The 26,923-nt window shown below is 45.1% G+C and carries 23 protein-coding genes and 1 tRNA gene; 14 read left to right on the top strand and 10 right to left on the bottom strand.

The window, feature by feature from the left end:
* Window positions 1–534, top strand: a 534-nt coding sequence (locus tag AB5903_RS17860) for a PhoU domain-containing protein (protein WP_368118083.1), incomplete at its 5' end; no start/stop codon positions are given.
* Here the strand turns inward: AB5903_RS17860 and rd are convergent.
* A complete protein-coding gene (gene rd, locus AB5903_RS17855) occupies window positions 531–692 on the bottom strand; it encodes a rubredoxin (RefSeq protein ID WP_005655332.1) in 162 nt (53 codons plus the stop codon). The genes AB5903_RS17860 and rd overlap by 4 nt on opposite strands.
* A gap of 242 nt (window positions 693–934) precedes the next feature.
* Between rd and AB5903_RS17850 the strand changes: the two genes are divergently transcribed.
* The 6 genes from AB5903_RS17850 (at window position 935) to AB5903_RS17825 (ending at window position 7,219) form a co-directional block, all read left to right on the top strand.
* Entirely contained in the window at window positions 935–3,619 is a 2,685-nt protein-coding gene (locus AB5903_RS17850) for a calcium-translocating P-type ATPase, PMCA-type (RefSeq protein ID WP_272710853.1), read from the top strand.
* Between the two features lie 4 nt (window positions 3,620–3,623).
* On the top strand, window positions 3,624–4,241 hold the full coding sequence (locus tag AB5903_RS17845; protein WP_005655328.1) for an HAD family phosphatase: 618 nt from the start codon (window positions 3,624–3,626) through the stop codon (window positions 4,239–4,241).
* A gap of 21 nt (window positions 4,242–4,262) precedes the next feature.
* The gene (locus AB5903_RS17840) at window positions 4,263–5,183 is read left to right on the top strand and encodes a bifunctional riboflavin kinase/FAD synthetase (protein ID WP_005655327.1); all 921 of its coding nucleotides are present in this window, start codon (window positions 4,263–4,265) and stop codon (window positions 5,181–5,183) included.
* Between the two features lie 351 nt (window positions 5,184–5,534).
* Window positions 5,535–6,320: a lysostaphin resistance A-like protein gene (locus AB5903_RS17835; protein WP_368118082.1), complete on the top strand. Its 786-nt coding sequence runs from the start codon at window positions 5,535–5,537 to the stop codon at window positions 6,318–6,320.
* Complete coding sequence (locus AB5903_RS17830; protein WP_005655324.1) at window positions 6,317–6,985, top strand: DUF2975 domain-containing protein; 669 nt, start codon at window positions 6,317–6,319, stop codon at window positions 6,983–6,985. The genes AB5903_RS17835 and AB5903_RS17830 overlap by 4 nt, the downstream gene beginning before the upstream one ends.
* A 21-nt stretch (window positions 6,986–7,006) precedes the next feature.
* Window positions 7,007–7,219, top strand: a complete 213-nt coding sequence (locus tag AB5903_RS17825; RefSeq protein WP_005655323.1) for a helix-turn-helix transcriptional regulator — start codon at window positions 7,007–7,009, stop codon at window positions 7,217–7,219.
* A 183-nt stretch (window positions 7,220–7,402) separates the two neighbouring features.
* Here the strand turns inward: AB5903_RS17825 and AB5903_RS17820 are convergent, their stop codons facing one another.
* From AB5903_RS17820 to AB5903_RS17810, 3 genes are read right to left on the bottom strand one after another with little or no spacing between them, the layout of a single operon-like run.
* The gene (locus tag AB5903_RS17820) at window positions 7,403–7,831 is read right to left on the bottom strand and encodes a SufE family protein (RefSeq protein ID WP_005655321.1); all 429 of its coding nucleotides are present in this window, start codon (window positions 7,829–7,831) and stop codon (window positions 7,403–7,405) included.
* A 20-nt stretch (window positions 7,832–7,851) separates the two neighbouring features.
* Window positions 7,852–8,850 (bottom strand): M28 family peptidase, encoded by a 999-nt coding sequence (locus AB5903_RS17815; protein ID WP_005655319.1) that lies wholly within the window; start codon window positions 8,848–8,850, stop codon window positions 7,852–7,854.
* Window positions 8,847–9,785: an LD-carboxypeptidase gene (locus AB5903_RS17810; protein ID WP_016660827.1), complete on the bottom strand. Its 939-nt coding sequence runs from the start codon at window positions 9,783–9,785 to the stop codon at window positions 8,847–8,849. The genes AB5903_RS17815 and AB5903_RS17810 overlap by 4 nt, the downstream gene beginning before the upstream one ends.
* Window positions 9,786–10,143: 358 nt before the next feature.
* Here AB5903_RS17810 and AB5903_RS17805 point away from each other — a divergent pair, with 358 nt between their 5' ends.
* Both AB5903_RS17805 and buk read left to right on the top strand, forming a co-directional pair.
* Window positions 10,144–11,100 carry a phosphate acyltransferase gene (locus AB5903_RS17805; protein ID WP_368118081.1) on the top strand — a complete coding sequence of 319 codons (957 nt, stop codon included), beginning with the start codon at window positions 10,144–10,146 and terminating at the stop codon, window positions 11,098–11,100.
* 15 nt (window positions 11,101–11,115) lie between these two features.
* On the top strand, window positions 11,116–12,177 hold the full coding sequence (buk, locus tag AB5903_RS17800; protein ID WP_272710855.1) for a butyrate kinase: 1,062 nt from the start codon (window positions 11,116–11,118) through the stop codon (window positions 12,175–12,177).
* A 411-nt stretch (window positions 12,178–12,588) separates the two neighbouring features.
* On the opposite strand, the gene AB5903_RS17795 is transcribed toward buk, so the two are convergent.
* From AB5903_RS17795 to pnp, 5 genes are all read right to left on the bottom strand, one after another.
* Complete coding sequence (locus AB5903_RS17795) at window positions 12,589–14,214, bottom strand: SusD/RagB family nutrient-binding outer membrane lipoprotein (RefSeq protein ID WP_016660824.1); 1,626 nt, start codon at window positions 14,212–14,214, stop codon at window positions 12,589–12,591.
* 13 nt (window positions 14,215–14,227) lie between these two features.
* A complete protein-coding gene (locus tag AB5903_RS17790) occupies window positions 14,228–17,665 on the bottom strand; it encodes a TonB-dependent receptor (protein ID WP_117856861.1) in 3,438 nt (1,145 codons plus the stop codon).
* A 185-nt stretch (window positions 17,666–17,850) separates the two neighbouring features.
* A complete protein-coding gene (locus AB5903_RS17785; RefSeq protein ID WP_040315994.1) occupies window positions 17,851–18,783 on the bottom strand; it encodes a FecR family protein in 933 nt (310 codons plus the stop codon).
* A gap of 121 nt (window positions 18,784–18,904) precedes the next feature.
* Complete coding sequence (locus AB5903_RS17780; RefSeq protein WP_005655303.1) at window positions 18,905–19,465, bottom strand: RNA polymerase sigma-70 factor; 561 nt, start codon at window positions 19,463–19,465, stop codon at window positions 18,905–18,907.
* A gap of 168 nt (window positions 19,466–19,633) precedes the next feature.
* Window positions 19,634–21,784 (bottom strand): polyribonucleotide nucleotidyltransferase, encoded by a 2,151-nt coding sequence (gene pnp / locus AB5903_RS17775; protein ID WP_005655301.1) that lies wholly within the window; start codon window positions 21,782–21,784, stop codon window positions 19,634–19,636.
* 200 nt (window positions 21,785–21,984) lie between these two features.
* On the opposite strand from pnp, the gene AB5903_RS17770 reads away from it, so the two are divergent.
* The 3 genes from AB5903_RS17770 (at window position 21,985) to AB5903_RS17760 (ending at window position 24,236) form a co-directional block, all read left to right on the top strand.
* Window positions 21,985–23,136, top strand: a complete 1,152-nt coding sequence (locus AB5903_RS17770; RefSeq protein ID WP_005655300.1) for a DUF4369 domain-containing protein — start codon at window positions 21,985–21,987, stop codon at window positions 23,134–23,136.
* Window positions 23,137–23,327: 191 nt separating this feature from the next.
* Window positions 23,328–23,792: a transcription elongation factor GreA gene (gene greA, locus AB5903_RS17765; protein ID WP_005655299.1), complete on the top strand. Its 465-nt coding sequence runs from the start codon at window positions 23,328–23,330 to the stop codon at window positions 23,790–23,792.
* A gap of 51 nt (window positions 23,793–23,843) precedes the next feature.
* Entirely contained in the window at window positions 23,844–24,236 is a 393-nt protein-coding gene (locus AB5903_RS17760) for an HIT family protein (protein WP_005655297.1), read from the top strand.
* A gap of 92 nt (window positions 24,237–24,328) precedes the next feature.
* Here the strand turns inward: AB5903_RS17760 and AB5903_RS17755 are convergent, their stop codons facing one another.
* Window positions 24,329–25,414 (bottom strand): mannose-1-phosphate guanylyltransferase, encoded by a 1,086-nt coding sequence (locus AB5903_RS17755; RefSeq protein WP_022103546.1) that lies wholly within the window; start codon window positions 25,412–25,414, stop codon window positions 24,329–24,331.
* 156 nt (window positions 25,415–25,570) lie between these two features.
* On the opposite strand from AB5903_RS17755, the gene AB5903_RS17750 reads away from it, so the two are divergent.
* Both AB5903_RS17750 and AB5903_RS17745 read left to right on the top strand, forming a co-directional pair.
* Window positions 25,571–25,654 (top strand) — tRNA-Leu (locus AB5903_RS17750).
* 175 nt (window positions 25,655–25,829) lie between these two features.
* Window positions 25,830–26,639 carry a Fic family protein gene (locus AB5903_RS17745; RefSeq protein WP_195657854.1) on the top strand — a complete coding sequence of 270 codons (810 nt, stop codon included), beginning with the start codon at window positions 25,830–25,832 and terminating at the stop codon, window positions 26,637–26,639.
* Window positions 26,640–26,923: the final 284 nt, after the last annotated feature.

The following is a 26,923-nucleotide window of genomic DNA, read 5'->3' as shown; positions in this document are numbered from 1 at the left end:
CTGTTCAGTCGGATAGAAAAGTATGAAAATATCAGCGACAGCATGGAACTGGAGATTGCCAATTATCTGAACCAGGTGTCGGAAGGACGGTTAAGTTCTGAAAGTAAGCTGCAAATCCGGGCCATGCTGCGTGAAGTGACGGAGATAGAAAGTATCGGTGACAGTTGTTATAATCTGGCACGTACCATCAATCGCAAGCGTCAGACCAATCAGGAGTTCACAGAAAAGCAATATGAACATATCCATTTCATGATGAAGCTGACCGATGATGCTCTCGGGCAGATGATTGTGGTGGTGGAACGTTCGGATCATCAAGGCATTGATGTGAACAAGTCGTTTAATATCGAGAATGAAATCAACAATTACCGCAACCAGTTGAAGAATCAGAATATCCTTGATGTCAATAACAAGGAGTATGATTACCAGATGGGAGTCTACTATATGGATATCATTGCCGAATGTGAAAAGTTGGGCGATTACGTTGTCAATGTAGTAGAAGCCAGCAGCGATATAAAAGAAAAGAAAGCGTCTTAGGACGCTTTCTCAAATTCATCTTTGCCTACTCCGCACAGGGGGCAAACCCAATCGGCAGGGAGGTCCTCAAAGGATGTTCCCGGTTCTATTCCGTTTTCCGGATCTCCTAATTCCGGGTCATAAACATATTCGCAAATAGTGCAGATGTACTTTTCCATAATTGTCTTGTATTTAAATTTCTTCTTTAAGAACAATTGAATTTCCCTTTTTGTTTTCCGTTCGGGCAGAAAAAGATGTTTTTGTTAGTAGGCTCTTGAAGTAAGTTTCTATGGAAGTGGCTGGCAGATGTTCATAGAAAGGAAAAAGGCCGGATTTGTAAAACCTATAAAAAGATTTAATAACATTCTCTATACAAATTATTGTTGTATTTTTGCAATTCAATTTAAACCTAACGAATTGCATGACTGCAACAAAGGATGATTTGTATCACGTCGGACTTACTGACGATGAAGTACGGAAGAGCCGTACCGAGCATGGTGTAAACCTGTTGACGCCTCCGAAGCGCCCGTCTTTGTGGAAACTTTATCTGGAAAAGTTTGAAGACCCCGTAGTAAGAGTATTGCTGGTGGCCGCTTTCTTCTCTTTGATTATTTCCATAGTGGAGAACGAATATGCCGAAACAATCGGTATCATAGCTGCTATTTTACTGGCTACGGGCATTGGCTTCTTTTTTGAATACGACGCCAATAAAAAGTTTGATTTACTGAACGCAGTGAACGAGGAAACTTTGGTAAAGGTGATTCGTAACGGACATGTACAGGAGGTTCCCCGTAAGGATGTGGTAGTAGGAGATATTGTTATATTGGAAACCGGTGAGGAAATTCCCGCAGACGGTGAATTGCTGGAAGCCATTTCTTTACAGATAAATGAATCTAATCTTACGGGTGAGCCTGTTGTAACCAAAACTACTGTAGAAGCGGATTTTGATGAAGAAGCCACTTATGCTTCCAATCGTGTGATGCGCGGTACAACAGTGGTCGACGGACACGGAGTTATGCGTGTAGAGTTTGTGGGTGACGCCACGGAGATCGGAAAAGTTGCCCGCCAGAGTACCGAACAAAGTACCGAGCCTACTCCGTTGAATATCCAGCTTACAAAACTTGCCAACCTCATAGGGAAAATCGGCTTTTCGGTAGCCGGTCTTGCATTCGCTATCTTCTTTATAAAGGATGTTGTCCTGGTTTATGATTTTGCCTCATTCCATACTTTTGAACAATGGCTGCCTGCTTTGAAAGCTACTTTGCAGTACTTTATGATGGCAGTAACCTTGATTGTCGTTGCCGTTCCCGAAGGCCTGCCCATGAGTGTGACGCTCAGTCTGGCACTGAATATGCGCCGTATGCTTTCCACCAATAATCTGGTGCGGAAGATGCACGCCTGCGAAACAATGGGTGCGATTACCGTTATCTGTACGGACAAGACGGGTACGCTGACACAAAACCTGATGCAGGTGTATGAACCGAATTTCTACGGATTGAAGGGCGGAAAGGAAATAGGAGAAGATGATTTGAGTAAATTGGTAATGGAAGGTATCAGTGCCAATTCTACAGCTTTTCTGGAGGAAACGACTCCGGAAGAGAAGCCCAAAGGCGTGGGTAATCCTACGGAGGTAGCTTTATTGTTGTGGCTCAATAGCCAGCAGCGTAATTATCTGGAGTTGAGAGAGGGCGTGAAGGTGCTTGACCAGTTGACTTTCTCTACCGAACGGAAGTTTATGGCAACATTGGTACACTCTCCTCTGATTGGGAAGAAAATACTTTATGTAAAGGGTGCTCCCGAAATTGTATTGGGCAAATGTAAGGACGTGCTTCTGGACGGCAAGCGGGTGGATGCGGTAGAATATCGTTCTACGGTAGAGGCTCAGTTGCTGAACTATCAGAACATGGCGATGCGTACGCTTGGTTTTGCCTATAAGATAGTAGACGATACGGAACCGGCCGACTGTGTGGCATTGGTTGCAGAAAACGATTTGTCTTTCCTTGGCGTTGTGGCCATCAGTGACCCTATACGTCCGGATGTGCCTGCGGCAGTTGCAAAATGTCAGTCGGCGGGTATCGGCGTAAAGATAGTAACGGGAGATACGCCGGGTACGGCAACCGAAATTGCGCGGCAGATAGGTTTATGGAAACCGGAAGATACGGAACGTAACCGTATTACGGGTGCTGCCTTTGCCGAACTGACGGACGAAGAGGCGCTCGACCGGGTGCTGGACTTGAAGATTATGTCGCGTGCCCGTCCTACCGATAAGCAACGTCTTGTTCAGCTACTGCAACAGAAAGGCGCGGTGGTAGCCGTGACGGGTGACGGAACCAATGATGCTCCGGCCTTGAACCATGCACAGGTGGGGTTGTCTATGGGAACGGGAACATCTGTGGCGAAAGAAGCAAGTGACATCACGCTGTTGGACGACTCTTTCAACAGTATCGGTACGGCCGTGATGTGGGGGCGTTCATTGTATAAGAATATCCAGCGCTTCATCGTATTCCAGTTGACGATTAACTTCGTGGCACTGTTCATTGTGCTGTTGGGTTCGCTGGTGGGTACTGAATTGCCGTTGACCGTAACGCAGATGCTGTGGGTGAATCTGATTATGGATACCTTTGCCGCTTTGGCCTTGGCGTCTATCCCGCCCAGTGAGAGTGTTATGAAAGAGAAACCCCGCAAAAGTACGGATTTCATTATAACCAAATCCATGCGGAATTATATACTTGGCATGGGAGTGGTTTTCCTGGCATTGCTTATGGGCATGTTGTTCCGGTTTAACAATGAAGAAGGCGGTATGACGGTACAACGCCTTACAATCTTCTTCACTTTCTTCGTTATGCTGCAATTCTGGAACCTGTTCAATGCGAGAGTGTTTGGAACATCGGACTCCGCTTTTAAGGGAATATCCAAATCTTACGGCATGGAGTTGGTGGTACTTGCCATTCTGGGCGGTCAGTTTGTCATCGTACAGTTCGGTGGGGCTGTATTCCGTACGGAGCCGCTTGATTTTACGACATGGATGATAATCATTGCTTCTACTTCTTTGGTATTATGGGTGGGCGAAGGTATTCGCCTTGTCCGACGTCTAATGCAAAAATGAGATAATGAAAAGAAAAGGAATTAAAAACCTTATAGTAGACTTTGGCGGTGTGCTGATTGATTTAGACCGCCAACGTTGTTTGGAGAACTTTAGAGAATTGGGGTTGCCGGATGTAGAACACACCCTCGACCTATATCACCAGCAGGATTTTTTCCAGCAATATGAGAAAGGCCTTATTTCCAGTGCCGATTTTCGGAATGTGATACGGGAAAAGATAGGAAAAGACGTTGACGATGCCCGGATTGATGCTGCATGGAACAGCTTTTTGGTGAGCATACCGACCTATAAACTGGATTTATTGCTGGCCCTGCGTAAGGACTATGTGGTATATCTGTTGAGCAATACCAACGAAATCCATTGGAAGTGGTCCTGCGAACATGCTTTTCCCTATAAGACATTCCGCGTAGAAGATTATTTCGAACATATTTTTCTTTCTTATGAAATGAAGATGGCGAAGCCCGATGAAGAAATCTTCCGCAAAGTGCTGGATGATGCGGGTCTGGATCCGAAAGAAACTTTCTTTATCGACGATTCGGAAGCCAATTGTATGACTGCCCGGTCATTAGGTATTTCCACTTATGTTCCGAAAGCCGGTGAAGACTGGAGCCATTTATTTAAATGAACCAAACCGCATGAGGTGAGTATGCAATTATGTACCGGAACATCTGGTAATGAACTCCTGCCCAATGTAGCCACTATCGGCTTTTTTGACGGAGTGCATCGGGGACATCGGTTCCTGATAGAACAGGTGTGTAAAGTTGCGGCTGAACGTGGGCTTGCTTCATCGGTAATTACTTTTCCGGTTCATCCCCGCAAAGTGATGCAACCCGATTTTCGTCCTGAGCTGCTTACCACTTGCGATGAGAAAGTGTCTCTGCTTGCCGGTACCGGGATAGATTATTGCATCATGCTCGACTTTACACTTGATTTGGCGTGCCTGTCGGCCAAACAATTTATGGCTATATTAAAGCAAGATTACCGGGTGCAGGTTTTAATGATAGGTTACGACCACCGTTTCGGACATAATCGGAGTGAAGGATTTGAGGATTATGTGCGTTATGGACAGGAGTTGGGAATAGAAGTGCTATTGGCGCAGGCTTATTACACTGATGCAATGACGGTCAGTTCTTCAGCTATCCGCCGCCTTTTGCTGCAAGGAAACGTTTCGGAGGCGGCAAACTGTTTGGGTTATCAATTTTTTTTGGACGGTACGGTTGTGAACGGTTACCGCGTTGGGCGTAAGATAGGTTTTCCAACTGCTAATCTGCGCATTGGCGATTGTGAAAAACTGGTTCCGGCTGACGGGGTATATGCCGTTTATGTTTTCCTTGGCGGGGAAAAGCATGCGGGGATGTTGAGTATCGGCTACCGCCCGACATTGAATAATGGCATAGACCGTAGCATTGAGGTGCATATCTTTAATTTTGATGCTGATATTTACAATCAACCCATGCGGTTGTCCTTCGTTTGTCGCACTCGTCCGGAACTGAAGTTCGATTCCATAGACGAACTGATAGCGCAGCTCCATAAGGACGAGGCTGAAATCACTGCGATTCTTTCATAACACTGCTTTTCAGGTTTTCACTATTGAGCTCTTTCTTGTATATTTATTGAAAAACATATCTTTTTTATTGTTTTTCGATAAAAACATGCTGTTTCTCTTTGTCTTTTCAGAAAAAGCTCTTTTATTTGCATATCGAAAAACGATAAATTCTTATTGAGAAACAGAATAGGTAGATAAGAATAAGTGCTGATTATAAAAAGTCTACGGTTATGAAGAGAGCATTTATGAGTATTACATTGTTGGTACTGTCACTTTCTATGGTGATGATGTTGTTAATGGGAGTTGCTGCTGCGGCTTGACGAGTTCGCAGGAAAATGTGTATCTTTACACGCTCTTAAAAAAGAAGGAACGATGAAAACAGCAATAAAACTGGTTTTGATTTATTTTGTAATGCAGATTTTGGCTGCATTGTTGGTGATGCCTTTTGCCATGCTTTATTCGTATGCGGTCAGTGGTACGATAGATGCTGCAAGCGTTATAGCTTTGGCTCCGAGTATGTTGCTGGGATTTGTCGGTATGGGTGGCTATTTATGGAAGAAAGGCTATTTGAAAGATGACGGGCGGATATGGTCTCCGGTGTCGGTTGCTTATTTGGGATGGAGTATCATCATAGGCCTTTCTACTATTTTCCTGATAGACTTTGTGATGGCCAGATTGTCTTTCCTGCCTGATTGGATGGGAGCTACATTCGATGTGTTGCAATCGGGTTGGCTGGGCATTATCTGTATCTCGGTGTTAGGGCCTGTCTTGGAAGAGATGTTGTTTCGGGGGGCGATTACAAAAGTATTGCTGCAAAGGTACAGTCCGGTGAAGGCTATTATCCTTTCCGCCCTTGTTTTCGGAATTTTCCATATTAATCCGGCACAGGTGGCAGGTGCTATATTATCGGGGGGCTTGTTTGCCTGGCTCTATTATAGAACGGGCAGTCTGGTTCCTGGAATTTTAATACATATTCTGAACAACAGCCTGTCGGTATTCCTCAGTTTGCATTATCCCGATGTGAAATATACATCCGATTTGCTTGGAGAACCGGCCTATTGGAGCTGTCTGGCGGTAGCGGCAGTGTTGTTTGCCGTCTCTTGTAAAGTAATGAATTCTTATCGGTTACCGGCAACTGATACAACTTTTAAAATATGAAAAGACGACTGAATATTCTTTGTGTGATTGTAGTGCTCGTGTTGAGCTATTCGGTTTTTGAGACCGGCTACTATTTTATCGTAGGGGTGAAAGCCGGTGTGGAAGCCGGGATTGACGGCAATGCTTCCGAGGCAAGCCAGAAAAAACTGATGAACATGAAGTACATCAGCCTGCTGCCGGAGCACCTTTCCGGTTTAGGCGATAACGGTCTTTTCCAAGATTCCGTTTATAATGAAAGGAGCGGTGAATATGTACCGGTCTCTTTCAACTCGATGATGGTCAGTGTCGATACGGAGTCCACAACTTTGGAGCAGGCTGCTTTTACTTTGTTGAATTTTCTCCATATAGTTATATGTGTCTGGAGTATTGTGCTGTTTGTCCGCTTGGTGATTTCTATCAACAAGTCCGATATCTTCAACTGGAAGAACGTCCACCGCTTGCGCCTGTTAGGGGCGGCATTGATTATCAGTTTCTGTACGGCGCTTCTTCCGGCATATCTTACTTTTAGGAGTGTAGGCAATGTTTTTTCCGTTCATGGTTACGAGTTGCATCTTTCGGATACGGTGAATACAACCACTTTGGTATTAGGAATTTCTACATTGATTGTGGCCGAGGTATTCGCAATAGGATTGAAGATGAAAGAAGAACAGGACTTGACTATTTAACCGAATATTGGGAAAAAGAAAATGATTATAGTAAACCTTGACATTATGATGGCCCGAAGAAAAATATCTTTGGGGGAGTTGGCGGAGAAGATTGACATTACGCCGGCGAATCTTTCTATTCTGAAGACCGGTAAGGCAAAGGCTGTCCGTTTCTCCACATTGGAAGCTATTTGCAAGGTATTGGATTGCCAGCCGGGAGATATACTGGAGTATGTGGAGGGAGAAGAAAAGTAAACCGATGGTATATATATGAGAGGTGTCAAAATACATTTGATGATTTCTTTTGGGCACGGATTTCGCGGATTTCACGGAAAAAAACAAAGAAAATCTGTGTTTTCCGTGTAATCCGTGCCTAAAAAGAAACAAATAGCAAGCGAATGTTAGTTTTGACACACCCTCGAAATAGCAACAGTCTGCTTAATCATTAGCGCTTTTAGCCTTGAATGCCAACGCATACATTCGCATCTGTTTCACCATCGAGAGCAATCCGTTACTGCGTGTGGGAGAAAGATGCTCCTTTAATCCTATCTTGTCTATAAAGTAGAGGTCCGCATTCAGAATCTCGTCCGGGGTATGTCCGGACAGCACTTTGATAAGCAGCGAGATAATGCCTTTTACAATTAAAGCATCGCTTTCGGCTTGGAAAACGATTCGGCCGTTTTCCTCGTCCGCCTGCAGCCATACACGGCTTTGACAGCCTTCAATCAGATTCTGTTCTGTTTTATATTTGTCATCAAGCGGTTCCTGTTCATTTCCTAAATCGATGAGGAGCTGATAGCGGTCCATCCAGTCGTCGAAATCATTGAACTCGGCGATTACTTCATCTTGTACTTCGTTGATACTCATAATAATTTTATCTTTAGTATTTATTTTTCATTGTAGATAACTTCCATGACCGTCTGGCCTACTGCCTTCAGAGTGTTGCGGTCGATGCCGTCCATATCATCTTTCAGGGTATGCCAGTTTTCGTAGAATCCGGTTTCCTCGCTGTATTGAATGATATCGATGGTAGGGATGCGTGCGTTCCGGAACACAAAAAGGTGGTCGTCGGTTACGATATTCCCTTTTTCTTTTACGAAATAACGTCCGTAGCCCAGGTTATTGGCCGCATTCCATACTTTCCGGTTGATGCCTTTGGCAAACTCTTCGGAGTATCCTTCGTAGAAGAAAGTGGCGTCTTTGGCGCCTACCATATCAAGAAGGATGCCAAAACGCGCATTATATCCTTGGACATGGGGATTCTGTGCCCAGTACTGCGAACCGAGCGCCCAATATTCTTCCTTATGGTTGCCTGTATAGGATTGGTGAGGGCCGTAGTCTTCGGCATCTACCAGTACGATGTCGATGCCCAGCTCGGGTAGCTGTTTGTGCAGTTGGCGGGCTATTTCGAGCAATACGCCTACCCCACTCGCACCGTCGTTGGCGCCGAGAATGGGTGTGTGACGGTTTTTCTCGTCAGAGTCGGCATCTGCCCATGGACGGCTGTCCCAATGCGAGAGCAGCACGATGCGTTTCTTCGTTTCGGGCTTGTAGCTGCCGATGATGTTGCGGGCTTTTAGGAGGGTGCCGTCATAGGCGGTTAAATCCACTTGCTGGTTGTATACCGTGGCGCCGAATTGTTCCAGCTTCTTTGCAAGATATTCTCCACAGGCTTTGTGTGCCGCAGTATTGGGTACGCGGGGGCCGAAGTCTACTTGCTCCTTGACATACCGGTAAGCGCTGTCTGCATCGAATTGGGGTACGCTGACCGTGCTCTTGGGTTGTTTTCCCTCACTGTCGGTATTGCCTTTGCTTTTATTGCTGCACGCTACCATCGCTATGAGCAACAGCAGTGACAGTGGGATAATTGTATAATTCCGTTTCATTCTTTGTGGGTGTTAAATGTTAGTTTCACTTCTTTTTTTCCAACTTCCAGCATGACCTGCGCACCGTTAATCATCGGTACGTTCATCGTAACGTGTCCCACCGGAAATCCGAAGCATATAGGATAATCGTATTCTTTTACCAAATCGGCCAATGCGCCGTACAGTTCTTTGCCTAAAGACATGTTCTCTTCGTATTCGGTAAACTGTCCGATAATCAGTCCGGACAGCTTTTCGAGTACGCCGCCCAGTTTCAGATTGTACATCATACGCTCTACGGCATGGGGACGCTCGCCTATGTCTTCGATGAAGAGTACCGTACCTTCTGCCGGAATGTCATAAGGCGTGCCGCGCAGCCCGTAAAGCACCGCCAGGTTTCCGCCCCGAAGGATGCCCATTCCCTCGCCTTTGCGATTGAGCTTGTGTGCCGGGCAGGTATAGCTGAACGAGGTTTCTTCCTGCAGTTTATTGCCGAAGAGGATGTCTTTCAATGCCTGACAGCAAAAATCATCTTCCGGCTCCACGGTGAGATGCCGTGCCATGGGAGCGTGCAGCGAAGCGAAGCCGTTTTGCTGAAACACGTTGTGCAGGGCGGTGATGTCGCTGAAGCCGATAAGCCATTTGGGATGCTGGCGAAACCGGGTGAAGTCGAGCTGCCCCACCAGATGCACAGCACCGTATCCGCCGCGACTGCAAAGGATAACTTTGGCTTTCTCGTCGTCCATGGCTTCCTGCAGGTCTTTCAACCGTTGCTGTATGCTTCCGGCGTAAGTGCCGTGCGCACTGCCTGCATGCTTGGCAATGATAACCTCCAGTCCCCATGACTTCAGCCGTTTTTTGGCTCCTTTCAGGAAGGACTTGTCAATCTTGCTGGAGGGGGAGAGGATTATCGCCCGGTCGCCCTCGTGCACGTATGGCGGAAAAATAAGGCTGTTCATATTGTATATCTCTCTGTATTTGTGACAAAAGTACATAATTCACCACAGAGGGCACAGTGTTTCACGGAGTTTTTTTTATTTCTTTAAGGGGTATTGCGGCAAATCACGGCATGTTCAGTCTTGCGACATGGCATGTTTTTTTATCAAAAAGAACAAAAAGACAAAGCGGAATATGTTCTTTTGTTCTTCTGTCTGAAAAATGTGATGAAGAAATATGTTTTTTTTGTTCCGAAAACTCCGTGAAACTCTGTGCTCTCCGTACTGAACCTGTCAAAATGATATAAAACATAGAAATAAAATGAAGTATACCGTTCTTTTTCTCGACATTTTTTTAGATATTTGCTAAAAATCTAACGTTATGGAACCTATTCGGAACTTTGATCAATTAACTTCTCATCTCAAGACCTTAAATAAAAGGAAACGCATTGCCGTAGTCTGTGCCAATGACCCCAATACTGAATATGCCATAGCCCGTGCTTTGGACGAAGGCATTGCCGAATTTCTGATGATCGGCGATTCGGCCATTTTGGAGAAATATCCTACTTTAAAGAAATATCCCGAATATGTGCAGACGTTGCATATTGAAGACAAGGATGAAGCGGCGCGCGAAGCGGTGCGCATCGTGCGTGAGGGCGGTGCGGATATTCTGATGAAGGGTATTATCAATACGGATAATCTGCTTCATGCCATTCTCGACAAGGAAAAAGGACTGCTGCCCAAAGGAAAGATTCTGACACATCTGGCTGTCATGCAGATTCCCACCTATGATAAGCTGCTGTTCTTTTCGGATGCCGCAGTCATTCCCCGGCCCACTTTGCAGCAGCGCATAGAGATGATTTGGTATGCCATCCATACCTGCCGCCATTTCGGTATCGAACAGCCGCGTATCGCACTTATCCATTGTACGGAAAAGGTGAGCGCCAAGTTCCCTCATTCGTTGGATTATGTCAATATTGTGGAACTTGCCGAGGCAGGCGAGTTTGGAAACGTCATCATCGACGGCCCGTTGGATGTAAAGACTTCCTGCGAAAAGACGAGCGGCGACATCAAAGACATTGTATCTCCCATCAACGGCGAGGCCGATGTCTTGATTTTCCCGAATATCGAATCGGGCAATGCTTTCTATAAGGCTGTCTCCCTTTTCTCTCATGCCGATATGGCGGGGTTGCTTCAAGGACCTATATGCCCTGTTGTGCTACCTTCGCGCAGCGATTCCGGCTTGTCCAAGTATTACAGCATTGCTATGGCATGCCTCACCAGTTGCGGCTCGGAAACTGCAAATGATATTTCGCAACTATCAAATTGTAAATCGTAAATAATAAATACATCGATGAAGCTACTCGTCATCAACCCCGGTTCCACTTCGACAAAAATTGCCGTATACGAGAACGAAGTACCCCGCTTGGTACGAAGCATCCGTCACACGGTAGACGAACTGTCTTCCTTTTCTCATATCATCGACCAGTTTGAATTCCGCAAGGATTTGGTACTGAAAGAATTGGAAGCCAATAATATACCTTTTGAGTTTGACGCCATAGTGGGGCGCGGCGGACTGCTGAAGCCCATACCGGGCGGCGTATATGAGGTGAATGACGCCATGCTGGACGATATTCTTCATGCCATGCGCACCCATGCCTGCAATTTGGGATGCCTCATAGCTTCCGAACTGGCCGCGTTGCTTCCGGGCTGCCGTGCATTCATTGCCGATCCCGGTGTTGTGGACGAGCTGGACGAGATAGCCCGCATCACCGGCTCTCCCCTTATGCCCCGCATCACTATCTGGCATGCGCTGAACCAGCGCGCCATTGCCCGTCGCTATGCCGTCGAGCATCATACGCGCTACGAAGAGCTGGACTTGATTGTCTGCCACTTGGGCGGCGGCATATCCGTCGGCGTTCATCATCATGGCAAGGCTGTCGACGTAAATAATGCGCTTGACGGTGAAGGCCCGTTCTCGCCGGAACGTGCCGGTACGCTTCCTGCCGGGCAGTTGATAGATCTTTGCTGTTCCGGTCGCTACACAAAAGACGAACTTAAAAAGCGTATCTCCGGCCGTGCCGGGCTGACAGCCCATTTGGGCACGACCGATGTGCCTGCCATTGTCCGCCGGATAGAGGAAGGGGACAAGCATGCCGGGTTGGTGTTGGATGCCATGATTTACCAGATAGCCAAAAGCATCGGTGCGGCTTCCGTTGTGTTGTACGGTAAGATAGATGCCATTCTGCTGACGGGCGGCATGGCACATTCCGATTATATCATTTCCCGTCTGAAGGAGCGCATTTCGTTCCTTGCACCGGTTCATGTTTATCCGGGTGAGGATGAAATGGAAGCATTGGCGCTGAATGCGCTTGGAGCATTGAGGGGGGAGCTTCCGATACAGGAATATAAATAAGTATCATAGCACTTATAATCAATAAGATATATGTACCAGGTTGGTACTGCCCTTTGGTATGTCTTGTACCAAGCAGTGGTACTTGCCGTACCAACCTAAGGTACATGGAGTACCAACCTTTGGTAGCTGCCGTACCACTTGTTGGTACACGCCGTACCAGCTGCTGGTACACCTCAAAACCTGCGGACTTATCCGAATAACTCCCGGCCTTTAGGCAGACAAGCTCTTGCAATTGTCCGGGCGCTGTTATAAGACAGTTTGTTTATGCCTTATGGAAAAAGGGGAACCGCTTCGGTCTCTTATATATGAAAAGAAGGAGCAAAGCCCCCCGACTTTGCTCCTTGCAACCTTTTCCCGTAATAACTAATACGGAGAAAACATCACTAATCAAAAAATATGCCTTTGTATTTTTTAGAAGTTATTCCGTCCGGTATCCCACCAAAGACGTGTGCCGCCGTTGTCTGCACCGCCCAGCTTGCTGACTAAAGCGTCATACAATGCCTTGTTGTCCGTCTTGTAATCTTGGTTGAAGAATACACGGCGAATCATATCGTCGGTACTGATGGTATTGCCGCTGTTGTTCACCGCAACCTTGATGAGCCGCGGATAACCGGTACGGCGTTGTTCCGCCCATGCTTCACAACCTTCCGGATAGAGGGCCAGCCACTTCTGAGTGATGATTCTTTCCAGTTTTTCTTCCTTATCGGCTGTATTGTCCCATTTCGGAGTGATCGTTGAAGGTGCATCCGCATTGAACTTAGCATCGAATACATCTATGTAGGCAGCCGGTCTATCGTCACTTTCCAGATAATCGCTGACACCATTGGCATCCCATTGTGCAAAGGATACGGTAACACCTTGTTTATAACAGTTTTCCACATCATCGCCGGTGTTATATCGTAAGGCTGCTTCTGCGCGCAGGAACCATACTTCGGCCGCGCTCATGACAATGATTTTACTGGCGGTCGTAACGGTGGTCTGCGAGTGTGTGGAGTAGCGGTTGTCGGCTACGCCTGTGCCTTGGCGGACACCTTTGTATTCATCTTCAATGCTGCTGAGTTGTTTTACTCCGGCAACTTCTCTGTTAATGTTGCCGTCTTTGTCTCTGCCGTCTTGTGCCGGGTTGAAGTAGGATTTAAGGCGAGGATCGTTGTAGCCTTTCAGGAAAGACTCCAAGCTTGCGTTCATATACACTTCGCTCCAGCCGGCAACACCACCCAGCGGATTGCGGATGCCGTATTCGCCTACCGTTTCGTTGGCTGTTTCCAGTACGCCGCCGTTGGCAGCATCCAAAGCTGCTTTGGCCTGTTTTTCGGCAAGTTCGGGAGCTACGTTAGATACGCGCATGGCCAGACGCAAGCGGAGAGAGTTGGCGAATTTCAGCCATTGTGCGGGAGTGCGTTTGCCTTCCGGCATCATGAAGTCGGCGCTTTCAAAGGATACGCCGCCTTTATAATCTTTCAGTATGTTCACGGCTGTTTCCAGGTCTTCAAAGAAACGTTTGTAGACTTCTTCCTGTGACTGCGGCTTCTGGTCGGCTGTTCCGAATCCGTCGTAAAGGATAGGGCCGTAATAGTCGCTCACACGATGAAGGGTAGCTACTTTCAGAATCTTGGTAATGGCGTGGTAAAGAGGCCATTCCTTTTCTGTATTCAGCGCTTCCGCATCGGCGATGGAAGGCATGACGTATCCGTAGGTGTATACCCACATGGCGCTTGTCCAGCCGTTGTTCAGATTATAGGTGGAGTTGTTGGCATTGAACGAACCGTTCATGTCGTGGAAGTATCCGCAGAACATGTCCGCCACTAAGTTCTGTATAACCTGGTATTGCCAGTCCGTACCGTCCACTCCGGTCTGGTAGATGATACCCTTTTGAATGGTGGCGAAAGGTACGAGGTTGGTCTGGTTATCGTATTTCTGCAATTCTTCTGTATAAGCTCCGTCGGTACTGTTGAAGTCGGCAAAGTTGTCGGTACAGGATGAAAAACTCAGGAGACCGCCGAGGAGCAATGCGGTTGTATATTTTATCTTATTCATATCGTTCGGGTATTTAGAAAGTAAATTTAATGTTGAATCCTATGTTTCTTGTTGAAGGCATGCCGAAGGTGTCCAATCCCTGGTTGTCATTGCCTACCGACATTGTGGCATCCGGATCGAACGGTGCATCTTTGTAGATGAAGAACAGGTTGCGTGCCACCAGCGACAAGTCTATTCCTTTGATGAATCCGGTCTTTTCAAGCATTTGCTGCGGGAAGGAGTAACCCAAGGATACTTCGCGCAAGCGGATGTTTGTTCCGTCATAGCGGTAGAATTCCGTTGTTCCGTTGCCGCGGTCGCCTACCATTTGATAGAATTTCTGTACATCATTAATCTTTTGTCCTTCCAGCATATAGTAGCCTGCGTCGCGGGCATCACCGGTTGCCTTGCTCACACCGGCATAGTCCAGTCCGGCTTGTGTCAGCGAAATTACGTCGCCACCTACGCGTGCGTCAATCAGGAAGTAAAGCGAGAAACCTTTGTATGTCACGGTATTGCTCCAGCCCAGTGTCCAGTCGGGATTGAAGTTGCCTATCTTGGCGGCTTTGTCGGTTGTAACCTGAGGCAGGCCGGCTTTTGCGTTGGGGTTACCGTCTTTGTCTGTTGCCGGTTCCAGCAGGATTTTACCGTTTGCATCGCGTACAAATACGTTGCCGTAGATGTCGCCCAGCGAACCGCCTTCTACAACCATCATTTTATAGGGCATGCTTACATTGCCCGAAGCGTATTGGAAGTTGGGTGTGCCGCCCAAGGATACAATCTTGTTCTTGTTGGTAGCAAAGTTGAACTGGGTTTTCCAGCGGAAATTATCGTTCATCAGCGGCGTAGCGCCTAAGGTGATTTCAACACCCGTATTGCGTATCTTACCTGCGTTTATCCAACGGTAAGGACGTTGTTCGGCGGTAGTGTTTACGCGGATCAGTTGGTTTTTGGTATCCGTGCGGTAGAATGTGAAGTCGAAATCCAGACGGCTGTTGAAGAACTTCCACTCAGTACCTACTTCGATGGAGTTGCTGATTTCCGGTTTCAAATCTTCTGCAAAGTAGTAGTCGATGGGTTTCACTACGCCGCCTGCCGTGATGGTCTGCGCCGGGCTGGTGATGCCGATGGGAAGGTCGTTGCCGACTTGTGCCCAGGAAGCACGAACCTTGCCGAAGCTTATCCATTCGGGCAGGTTGAGAGTTTTGTTGAGAATCCATGAGAGACCTACCGACGGATAGAAAAAGCCGGAGTTTTCGCTTTTGGTGTTGGCAAGTGTGGAAGACCAGTCGTTGCGTGCGGTTACATCCAGGTAGATACTCTCTTTCCAACCGAGCTGTGCGGTTGCGAATACAGACTGGATGGTACGTCTTTGGTTGGCTGTTTCATCAATGTATGAAGTGCCTGCACCGCTGAGATTCATGTTAGGAACTGTGAAGACATTAGCCTTGTACAAGCCGGATTTACCGGAGTCGAGACTTAAGGAGTTGACTTTGGTGGTATTGATACTGCTGCCTATGGCTGCATTCAAGCTCCAGTCGTTCCATGTTTTGTTGAACATGGCCATAAAATCACCGTAAACCATGAAGTCCTGACGGTTCATTTTGATATAGCGGCCGTTCTGATGAGCTACATCGGCCGTTGTTCCGGCATACATTTTCTGCTCGTAATTGTCATTGATATAGTCTACATTACCGCGGGCCTGAACGCTGAACCAGTCGTTTATCTTCAAGTTCGCGCTTAAGGAAGCTAAGGTACGGAAACGCTTGTCGTTACTGGTAACTCTGTTCGTCAGCCAATAGGGGTTCTGACTGAATCCGCTGATGTCCGTATACCAGTTCTGCAATGGCATGGATCTGTTTTCATCGTATTTTTCGAATCCGTTATTGTCGCGATAGATATTGAGGTCTTCACCACGCGGGAAGGTGTACAAACCTACCAGCGGGTTCATGTAGTAGCCGCCGGAAGTAGGGCGGTTCTTGATTTTCTGGGTCATCAGGTTTACATTGGCATCCAATGTGAGACGGTCGTTGAACAAAGAGGCTGTTTCACGGAAGGTGATATTATGCTTTTGCAGTTTGTTTACATCGACAATACCTTTGGCGGTGGTGTTGGCATAAGAGAAGTAGGTCTGCATTTTCTCTTTACCCGTCATGATGGATAGTGAATTGGTTGCAGTAACTCCGTTGCTGAAATAGTCGCCTACGTTATCGTAAGCTTTGATGGGTGTGGAGTTTGCATTTTCCGGAACCGTACCCCAGCTTGTAGCTCCGCTTGCGCCGTATTTGTCTTGGAATTCGGGCAGGCAAATGGCATGGTCTATGGTCAGGTTGGAGTTGAATACGATACGTTGCATGCCGGCTTTACCCTTCTTGGTGGTAATCAGGATTACGCCGTTGGCAGCTTGTGAGCCGTAGAGGGCTGCTGCGGAAGCACCTTTCAGTATGCTCATGCTTTCAATGTCGTCCGGATTCAAGTTGGAGATACCGTCGCCCGAGTCACGGTTGCCGGCATCGTTGTTACCGCCCATGGCGGAGAATGCCTGCTCGGCTACGTTGTTCAGCATAGGCACACCGTCGATAACATATAACGGTTGGTTGTTTCCATCGGCATTGGCAGAACGGATACCGCGGATGGATACTTTGGCTGAGCCGCCCAGACCGGAGGAGTTACGGGTGATGGATACGCCTGCTGTCTTACCGGCAAGGGCGTTAATCATATTAGGGTCTTTGGCGCGGGTCAGTTCATCGCCGCCCACCTGTTGGGTAGAGTAGGTGAGAGAGGCCTCTTTTTTCTTGATGCCCATAGCTGTTACGACAACGGTTTCCAATGCCAGCGCTTCTTCTTTCATTTGGATTTTTAGCGATGTACGGCCGTTGAGCGTAACGTTTATAGGTTCATAGCCTATGTAGGAAATGACTAAAGTGGCATTGGCAGGTGCGTTGAGGGTGAACTCTCCGTCCAGGTTGGTGATGATGCCGTTGGTCGTACCCTTTTCCAATACATTTGCACCGATAATCGGTTCGCCCTTGGAATCGGTAACGACACCCTTTACAGTGACTCTTTCCTGTTGTGTTCCGGCTACGTTTTCGATGCTTTCACCTCTTTTGGTCAGAACTATATTTTTGCCTTCCATTACATATCTGATGTTTGTTCCGGCAAATATTTCATCCAGAAGTTCGGCTACGGCTTTGTTTTTCGCATCTACATTAACAGTGCGCCGTACATCGACACTCTTTTTGTTGTATACAAACAGATAGTCTGTCTGGGATTCAATTTGGGAAAGTATTTGCCCTACTCTCAGCTGAGAATCGGGGATACTTACTTTGGCGTTCTGAGAGTAGCTATTCCCGCAGTATGCTTGGAATGTTACAAACAGAAGAAGGAATAGTGTGGTCTTCATAGTACGCAATAATTGCTTGTTTTCAAAACTTTTTGGACAAAAAAGTCCATTCAAAGAAATTTTTCTCATATCTTTGTCACTGTGTTAAGTTAATAAATTGATTAAGGTCGATTTTTGACTGTTTCGGATCGGAAAGTATGGGGGTACTTTCCGATCTTTTTTGTATAAAAAAGGGAAGTAATTCTTAGGACTGTTGCTTTATGGTTTCATGCTGTTCGGTTTTAAGGGGTTAGTACTAAATTTAAAGGTTTTGTTTATTCATATATGATTATTGAATCTTTGTTTTCATTGATGCGGAACTTGAACGGATGCTCTTTGGAGATGGCTCTCAAGATGTGCTCTATGCCATCCTGTTCCCTGAATTTGCCGGTCAGGCCTTCGTGGGTCAGTAGTCTGGGGCTGGTGACGGTTATCTTTACGTTGTAGTATTTTTCAAGCTTGTCCAGGATGCCGCTGAAGGGTACATCATCAAAACAGTATAATCCCTCTTTCCAGCGGAGATATTCGTACGAGGGGAGGATGGTTTTCTTGCAGCGTCCGTCATAATTGGCAAAAAACTCATCCTTTTGAAGGCGGGTAATCACTTGGTTGTTACAGCTTGGGTAGATGTCTACGATACCCTCCACCAATGTTGTTTCGAACTCTTTGCTGCCTTTGTATGCGCAGACGTTAAAGCTGGTTCCGACCACTCTTACCTTGTGCATTTCCGTATGTACATAGAACGGTAATTTTTTGTTTTTGGCAACTTCAAAATATGCTTCGCCGTCTAACTCGACGTTGCGGTCATTGCGACCGAAGTCGGAAGCATATGTAAGCGTGGATTGGGCATTGAGCCATACGCGTGTACCGTCGGCAAGAGTAATTTGGGCGCGTTGCCCGGCAGGAACAGTAATGGTTTGAGGCTGTGCATCCTTATTATATATATAATTTGTGGTCATGTAGTAACCTGATACGGCAATGATGACTGCCGCTGCAATACGCGCCGCCCAGCAGAGCATTGGCATGAGTCGTATTGTTTTCTTCTTATTGTCTTGTTTTGTGGAAAACAGGGATACGTCGAACAGCATACGCTCTTTCAGGTAGGCTTCCCGGTTTTCTTCAGAAGCTTCAACCCAGTCCAGAATCTGTTTCTCTTCTTCAATGGATGCTGTTCCTTTAAAATATTTGTATAGTAATTCCTGGTTCATCATAAATAGAGTTGCTTGGTTAAAGAGAGGGACTTTACCGCCTTTCTGTATATATAACCGGCGAAGTGTGGACAACCCTATCAAAAAAGGAAACTTTTTTCTGAAAAAATACTTTTATTGCTCAGAGAAGTATGGAAGCCAGGTAATCTTTCAACTCCAATCGCAGTATGCGGAGGGCTTTGGTGATATGCGCTTCTACGGTTTTCAGTGAAACATGCAGTTGCTCGGCAATTTGTTTGTTGGGGAGATTCTGGTAACGGCTCAGCATGAAAATAGTCCGGCTTTGTTGTGGCATTTGCTCTAAGGCCTTGTGAACGATGTGCTGTATTTCGTTGTCGAATATCTGCTCGGGTTCGCAGGCTTTTAAGGTGGATATACGCAAGTTGAGCTCCCGCTGGTTATGGCTGTTTATATTTTCTTCTGCTTGCAGGCGTATTTTTTTGTGCTCTAACAGATTGAGTGATTTGTTTTTGATTATGGTCAACAGCAAGGCATGCAGATTGCTTCCTTCTTCCCAACGGTTCCGGTTTTCCCATAGGGCAATCATGGATTCCATTAGCACGTCTTCCGCTTCCGCTTTATCTCTGAGGTAGGAATAAGCAAAAGTCAGGAACTTTTCTTGGTTCTCCTGGAAAAAACGCGAGAAAAGGTCCATCGTATGTAATTTAATGGAGTCGGACATTCAAATTGGAGTTTTTTCGTACGATTTAAGGTTTCGTATCACAAAGCAACATAATCTTTTTGTAATATGCAAACAATACCTGTTGTTTTTTTGATTTCCATGGGTGGGGAGTGAAAAAAAGCCCGGCAGATCACTGTCGGGCTCATATATCCTATTTATTGATAGGGATTATTTGTCTTTCTTTTCCGGTCTTTCCTGTCTTTCCGGTTTCGGAAGCAATACTTTGCGAGACAGTTTGAACTTACCGGTCTTAGGATCAATGTCAAGCAACTTCACATCAATCTCGTCACCTTCCTTGATTCCGGCTTCTTCTACTGTTTCCAGACGCTTCCAGTCGATTTCAGAAATATGGAGCAAACCGTCTTTGCCCGGTAAGAATTCAACGAATGCACCGTAAGGCATGATAGAACGTACTTTACCTTTGTAGACTTCACCTACTTCCGGTACTGCCACGATACCTTTGATGATACGCATTGCATCGTCGATGGACTTCTTGTTGGTTCCGGCAATTTCAATTCTACCGATATTGTCTATTTCCTCGATAGTGATTGTTGCACCGGTTTCTTCCTGCATACCCTGGATAATCTTTCCGCCCGGGCCGATTACTGCACCGATGAATTCTTTAGGAATAGTCATGGTTTCGATGCGTGGAGCATGCGGTTTCAGGTCGGCATGCGGTTCAGCGATACATTCGGTGATTTTACTCAGAATGTATTCGCGGCCTTCTTTAGCCTGTAACAATGCTTTTTCAAGGATTTCATAAGACAGACCGTCTACTTTGATATCCATCTGGGTAGCAGTGATACCGTCCTTTGTACCGGTTACCTTGAAGTCCATATCGCCGAGGTGGTCCTCATCACCGAGGATGTCGGACAATACTGCGTATTTTTCTTCGCCTGCATTCTTAATCAATCCCATTGCAATACCGGATACGGGCTTCTTGATTTTTACACCGGCATCCATCAGCGCCAGCGTACCGGCACATACGGTAGCCATGGAAGATGAACCGTTTGATTCGAGAATATCGGATACTACACGTACTACATACGGATAATCGGCAGGGATTTGTCCTTTCAAAGCACGCCATGCAAGGTGTCCGTGACCGATTTCGCGACGACCTACACCACGTTGTGCTTTGGCTTCACCCGTAGAGAACGGCGGGAAGTTGTAGTGCAGTAAGAAACGTTCTTTTCCATGTTCCAGAACGTCGTCGATAATTTTTTCGTCCAGTTTTGTACCTAAAGTAACGGTAGACAGAGACTGGGTTTCACCACGTGTGAAGATAGCGGAGCCGTGAGGACCGGGCAGATAACCGATTTCGCACCAGATAGGACGGATTTCGGTAGTCTTACGTCCGTCGAGACGCTTGCCTTCATCCAGGATGGAACGACGCATGGCTTCTTTTTCAACATCGTGGTAGTAGCGGTCGATAAGCGGAGCTTTTTCTTCCAGTTCTTCTTCGCTGAATTGTGCCTTGAATTCTTCGCGGATGGCATCGAAAGCATCCATACGCTCATGCTTATTCTTGTTACCGGAAGCTGCAATTGCATAAGCCTTGTCATAGCAGGCGTCGTGAACAGCCTTGCGGAGTTCTTCATCGTTTACTTCGTGGCAGTATTCGCGTTTTACGGTAGAACCGACTTCTTCTGCCAGTTCCATCTGGGCCTTACATTGTATCTTGATTGCTTCGTGAGCAGCTTTCATGGCTTCCAGCAAGTCTCTTTCGGAAACTTCATCCATTTCACCTTCCACCATCATGATGTTTTCATAAGTGGCGCCTACCATCAGATCCATGTCAGCCTTTTCCAATTGCTCAAAAGTAGGATTGATAACAAATTCGCCGTTGATACGTGCTACGCGTACTTCGGAAATCGGTCCGTTGAAAGGAATATCTGAAACAGCGAGGGCGGCAGAAGCTGCAAGTCCTGCCAGTGCGTCCGGCATGTCAACGCCGTCTGCTGAGAAGAGGATGATGTTTACATATACCTCTGCGTGGAAATTGTCGGGGAATAAAGGGCGGAGAGCACGGTCTACGAGGCGGCAGGTAAGAATTTCATAATCAGAAGCACGGCCTTCGCGTTTTGTAAAACCTCCGGGGAAACGTCCGAATGCGGAGAATTTTTCTTTGTACTCTACCTGTAACGGCATGAAATCTGTTCCGGGAACTGCGTCCTTGGCGGCACAAACAGTAGCTAACAGCATGGTGTTACCCATACGAAGCATTACAGAACCGTCTGCCTGTTTTGCCAGCTTTCCCGTTTCGAGCGTGATGGTTCTGCCATCAGGAAGCTCGATCGTCTTAACAATTGGGTTAATCATAAAAAATGTTTTATATCTATTTTTCTTTCAAAATGCTTGCAAAGATACATATTTTATTCGTGTAATACGGTGGGAATGAGATAAAAAGTTTGTATTTAGTTGTTTTTTGCACTTTTATAAGTGTAAGAAGTGGGAAAATGCTTTGACTAACCGTGAAAAGGAGTATATTTGCACGTTCTTTTTAGAAAAATACATGAAATATGAAAAAGATTCTTTTTGTAGCATTGGCTGTTTTGGGGTTAAGCGCATGTAATTCCGGACCGGAATTTAAAGTGGAAGGTGAAATATCCGGTGCTGACGGTAAAATGCTTTACCTGGAAGCTTCGGCTTTAGAGGGTATTGTTCCTTTGGACTCCGTTAAGTTGAAGAGTGACGGTACGTTTGCTTTTAAGCAGGCATGCCCTGTATCACCTGAATTTTATCGTTTGCGTGTAGATGATAAGGTTATCAACTTTTCCATAGATTCTGCGGAAACGGTTCGGTTTAATGCACCGTATACGGATTTTTCTACGGCTTATACAGTAGAAGGTTCGGCAAACAGTGTGAAGATAAAAGAACTTACATTGAAGCAAATGCAACTTCAAACCAATGTAAATGCGTTGATTCAAAGTATGCAAGCCCATAAAATCGGTACGGATGTGTTTGAGGATAGTTTGGCTACACTGATGAAGGACTATAAGGATGAAGTGAAGATTAATTATATTTTTGCCGCTCCTAATACGGCAGCTGCTTATTTTGCTTTATTTCAGAAATTAAATAATTATCTCATATTCGATCCGTTGAATAATAAAGATGATGTGAAGTGCTTTGCTGCAGTGGCAACCAGCCTGAACAATTATTATCCGCATGCTGACCGTTCGAAGAATCTTTATAATATAGTAATAAAGGGAATGAAGAATACCCGTGCCCCGCAGCAGAAGGTCGTGGAACTTCCTACGGAGGCTGTGTCGGAAACAGGTATCATTGATATTAACTTGCGCGACATGAAAGGCAATATGCACAAGTTGAGTGATTTGAAGGGGAAAGCTGTTATTTTGGATTTCACAATCTATCAGAGTGCGGTTTCTCCTACACATAATTATATGCTGCGTGATTTATACGACAAGTATGCCGGTCAGGGCTTGGAGATTTACCAGGTTTCTTTGGATGCTGATGAGCACTATTGGAAAACAACAGCCGATAATCTGCCGTGGATATGTGTACGTGACGCCAATGGGGTATATTCCAGCATAGCTGCCGCTTATAATGTACAGTCGCTTCCTGCTGTCTTCCTAATCAATAAAAAGAGCGAGTTGAGTGCCCGTGGCGAAACAATTAAAGATTTGGATGCGGCGGTGAAAACTTTGCTGTAACATGTTATAAATTAGAAGATTTCATTTAAATATGTTACAAAGCACTGCTTTTTGCTTGACACGCATTATTTAAAAGTCTATCTTTGCAAAGGAAAAAATAGGAAGAGGGTTCCAGCATGCTGACCATGTTGGAATTCTTTTTTGTTTATAGTACCATTAAAAAACATTATAAATAATAAGGAGGAAAAACTATGGCTTATATGTCAGAAGAAGGCTACAATAAGTTGTTGGCCGATTTGAAACAGTTGGAAACGATAGAACGCCCGAAGATTGTGGCAGCTATTGCTGAGGCACGCGATAAAGGTGACTTGTCGGAAAATGCAGAATATGATGCTGCAAAAGAAGCTCAAGGTCTTCTTGAAATGAAAATCAATAAACTGAAACAGGTTATTGCGGATGCAAAGATTATTGATGAATCTAAATTGAAAACCGACAGTGTACAGATATTGAATAAAGTGGAACTGAAAAATGTGAAAAACGGTATGAAGATGACTTATACTATTGTTTCTGAAAGTGAAGCTAACCTGAAAGAGGGAAAGATTTCTGTAAATACTCCGATTGCACAAGGTTTGCTTGGCAAGAAAGTGGGTGATGTTGCTGAGATTAAAGTACCGCAGGGTATCATCAATCTGGAAGTAGTGAACATATCATTTTAGAGGAGGGGCAGGTCTGCATGCGGGCTTGCCTCATTTTATATAAGTAAAATTATGGCAACAATATTCAGCAAAATTATTGCGGGTGAAATACCTTGCTACAAAGTGGCGGAGAATGATAAGTTCTTTGCTTTTCTTGATATTAATCCATTGGCGAAAGGGCATACGCTGGTCATTCCTAAACAGGAAGTGGACTATATCTTCGATTTAAGTGATGAGGATTTGGCTGCAATGCATGTTTTTGCAAAGAAAGTGGCATTGGCTATTGGCAAGGCTTTTCCTTGTAGGAAAGTGGGTGAAGCAGTTTTAGGTTTGGAAGTTCCTCATGCACATATTCATTTGATTCCTATGCAGAATGAAAAGGATATGCTTTTTTCCAACCCAAAGCTGAAATTGACAGATGAAGAATTTAAGGCGATAGCCAAAGCTATCACCATGGCGTTCTAAAAGATTTTATTTCCTCCCATTATAAAAAAAAATCGGCAGTTGGAAATAGCAACTGCCGATTTTTTTTACTTTTTTGTCGTTGAAAAAACTATTTATATATAGTCCTCTCCCAATTTAATTTGAGCATCATTCACATACTTACGTATGGAATGCTCTTCATCTTTTTTACAAATCAGCAGGACATTGTCGGATTCGGCAATGAGGTATCCTTCCAGCCCGTCGATGACAGCAAGTTTGTTTTGCGGAAGTACGACAATATTGTTTTTACTATTGTATAATAACGACCTGCATTTCAGAGTGACATTCTCCGATTCGTCTTTTTGAGAAAGATCGTACAGGGAGCCCCATGTACCTAAATCAGACCATCCGAAGTCGCCCAATGATACATATACATTGTCTGCTTTTTCCATAATGCCGAAGTCGATGGATACGTTAGGGCATGCAGGAAAGTTCTCATCTATGAATTTCTTTTCTTCCGGTGTTCCGTACACATCTTTTCCGGCTGCCAATTTAGTGGCCAATTCCGGTAAAAGTAATTCACCGGCTTTGATGATACTGTTTACATTCCACATGAAGAGACCGGCATTCCAATAAAATTCTCCGCTTTCTATAAAGACTTTGGCTAATTCCAATTCGGGCTTTTCTGTAAAGGTTTTTACTTTATAGAAGCTGCTGTCTATATGTTCGGCTACCTGTATATAACCATATCCTGTTTCCGGGCGGTTAGGCTTAATGCCAAGAGTTAGAAGCTTATCAGATTTTGCAACGAATGCCAGCCCTTTCTCTATGGCTGAAAGAAATTCGCTTTCTTTTAGGATAAGATGATCCGAAGGAGCTACTACGATATTGGCATTTGGGTTTAATGCACGGATATGGTAAGCAGCCCATGCAATGCACGGGGCAGTGTTTCTGCGTGTAGGTTCTAATAAAATCTGTTCGGAGTTTAATTCGGGAAGCTGTTCTTTCACCAAGTCGGCATATAGGTCATTGGTTACAACCAGTATGTTTTCTGTAGGGATTACTTGCTTGAACCGATCGAATGTTTGTTGCAATAATGAACGCCCTGTGCCGAAAAAATCCAGAAATTGTTTCGGAAGAGTTTTGCGGCTGAAAGGCCAGAAACGGCTACCGATACCGCCACCCATGATTACACAGAAATTATCCTTATTGGTTATCATATTAAATGTTTTAAAAGTTTCTGCTAAAGTACTGTATATTTTATAAACGCGGAATGCTTGGAGAATATTTTCTCGTTTTTTTCGCCTTTTTTTAAGGAAAGTATTGTAGTTTTCAAAAAAAGCTGTATCTTTGCACCGCATTTGAGAAATCAACATGCCCAGATGGCGGAATCGGTAGACGCGCTGGTCTCAAACACCAGTGGATTCACTTCCATCCCGGTTCGACCCCGGGTCTGGGTACTAAGATAAAAGCTAAGTATTGAGAAATCAGTTACTTAGTTTTTTCTTTTTATGGAATTTTCCCCACATTTTCCCCATACGTGCAAAAAATATAGCAGTAAATCATTATTTCCTTTGGTTGAACGTAGTAAATAAGTTACCTTTGAGAAGAAATAAAGCCTATTAAATAAGTGGTATGGAACAAGGTGTTTGGCAAGAGATAGAACAGTTGTACCAGAAGTTTCAAAAACTTGGTATCAGTGAATCGGTGGACTATGATAAGTACTACCTTTATTCTCTTATTACCCATTCCACAGCCATAGAAGGCTCTACGTTGACCGAACTTGACACGCAGCTTCTCTTTGACGAGGGAGTGACAGCGAAAGGAAAACCGCTTGTACATCATCTGATGAATGAAGACTTAAAGCAAGCGTACGAATTTGCTAAAGCTGAATCCGACCGTCTTGTACCGATAACTCCTGCTTTTCTGAAAAGGTTGAATGCTATGCTGATGCGTACTACTGGCTGCATTCATAGTGTGATGGGTGGTTCTTTTGATTCTTCCAAAGGAGAGTTTCGCCTGTGTAGGGTTACGGCTGGCATTGGTGGACATTCTTATATGAACTATCTGAAGATTCCTGCTAAGGTGGATGAGCTTTGCACCATTTTGCAAGAGAAGCAAAAGAGCGTGGGAACATTTCGGGAACAATATGAATTGAGCTTCAATGCCCACCTTAATTTTGTAACCATACATCCATGGGTGGATGGTAACGGCAGAACGGCTCGGCTGCTAATGAACTACCTCCAATTTTGCTATCACCTTTTCCCCACCAAGATATTCAAAGAGGATAGGGAAGAATATATCCTTTCCCTTCGTCAGTGTCAGGATGAAGAAACCAATCTGCCTTTCCTGGACTTTATGTCAGGACAGTTGAAGAAATCGCTTTCTTTGGAGATTGAAAGTTTTAAAGCTTCGCAGAAGAAACAGTTCAGTTTTATGTTTTAGAGGTATGGAAGCCCGTCTCTCTGCAACAAATATTGAAAATTAATGATTTATAGAAATGATTCCCAATTTTATACTCCAAAATGTAAGATTGGGTATTTCATAGTAGTTATTTGATTTGTTTGTTCGATTTGCTTTTGTTTTTTTTTATAATTTGTATCCTTTTATTACTTTTGCCTCAAATTTATTATTTGAAAGAAGGCATTTATGGGATCAACGTAACAATCTGAGGGATTTTATATTTAAGCATATAATTTAGCAAGTCTATATAAGAAAAAAGCTCTATC

The organism is Bacteroides sp. 2201st1_D9_2201SCRN_220225 (genome assembly GCF_040928965.1).
GTDB lineage: Bacteria > Bacteroidota > Bacteroidia > Bacteroidales > Bacteroidaceae > Bacteroides > Bacteroides stercoris.
This window is presented reverse-complemented; position numbering and strand designations above follow the sequence as displayed.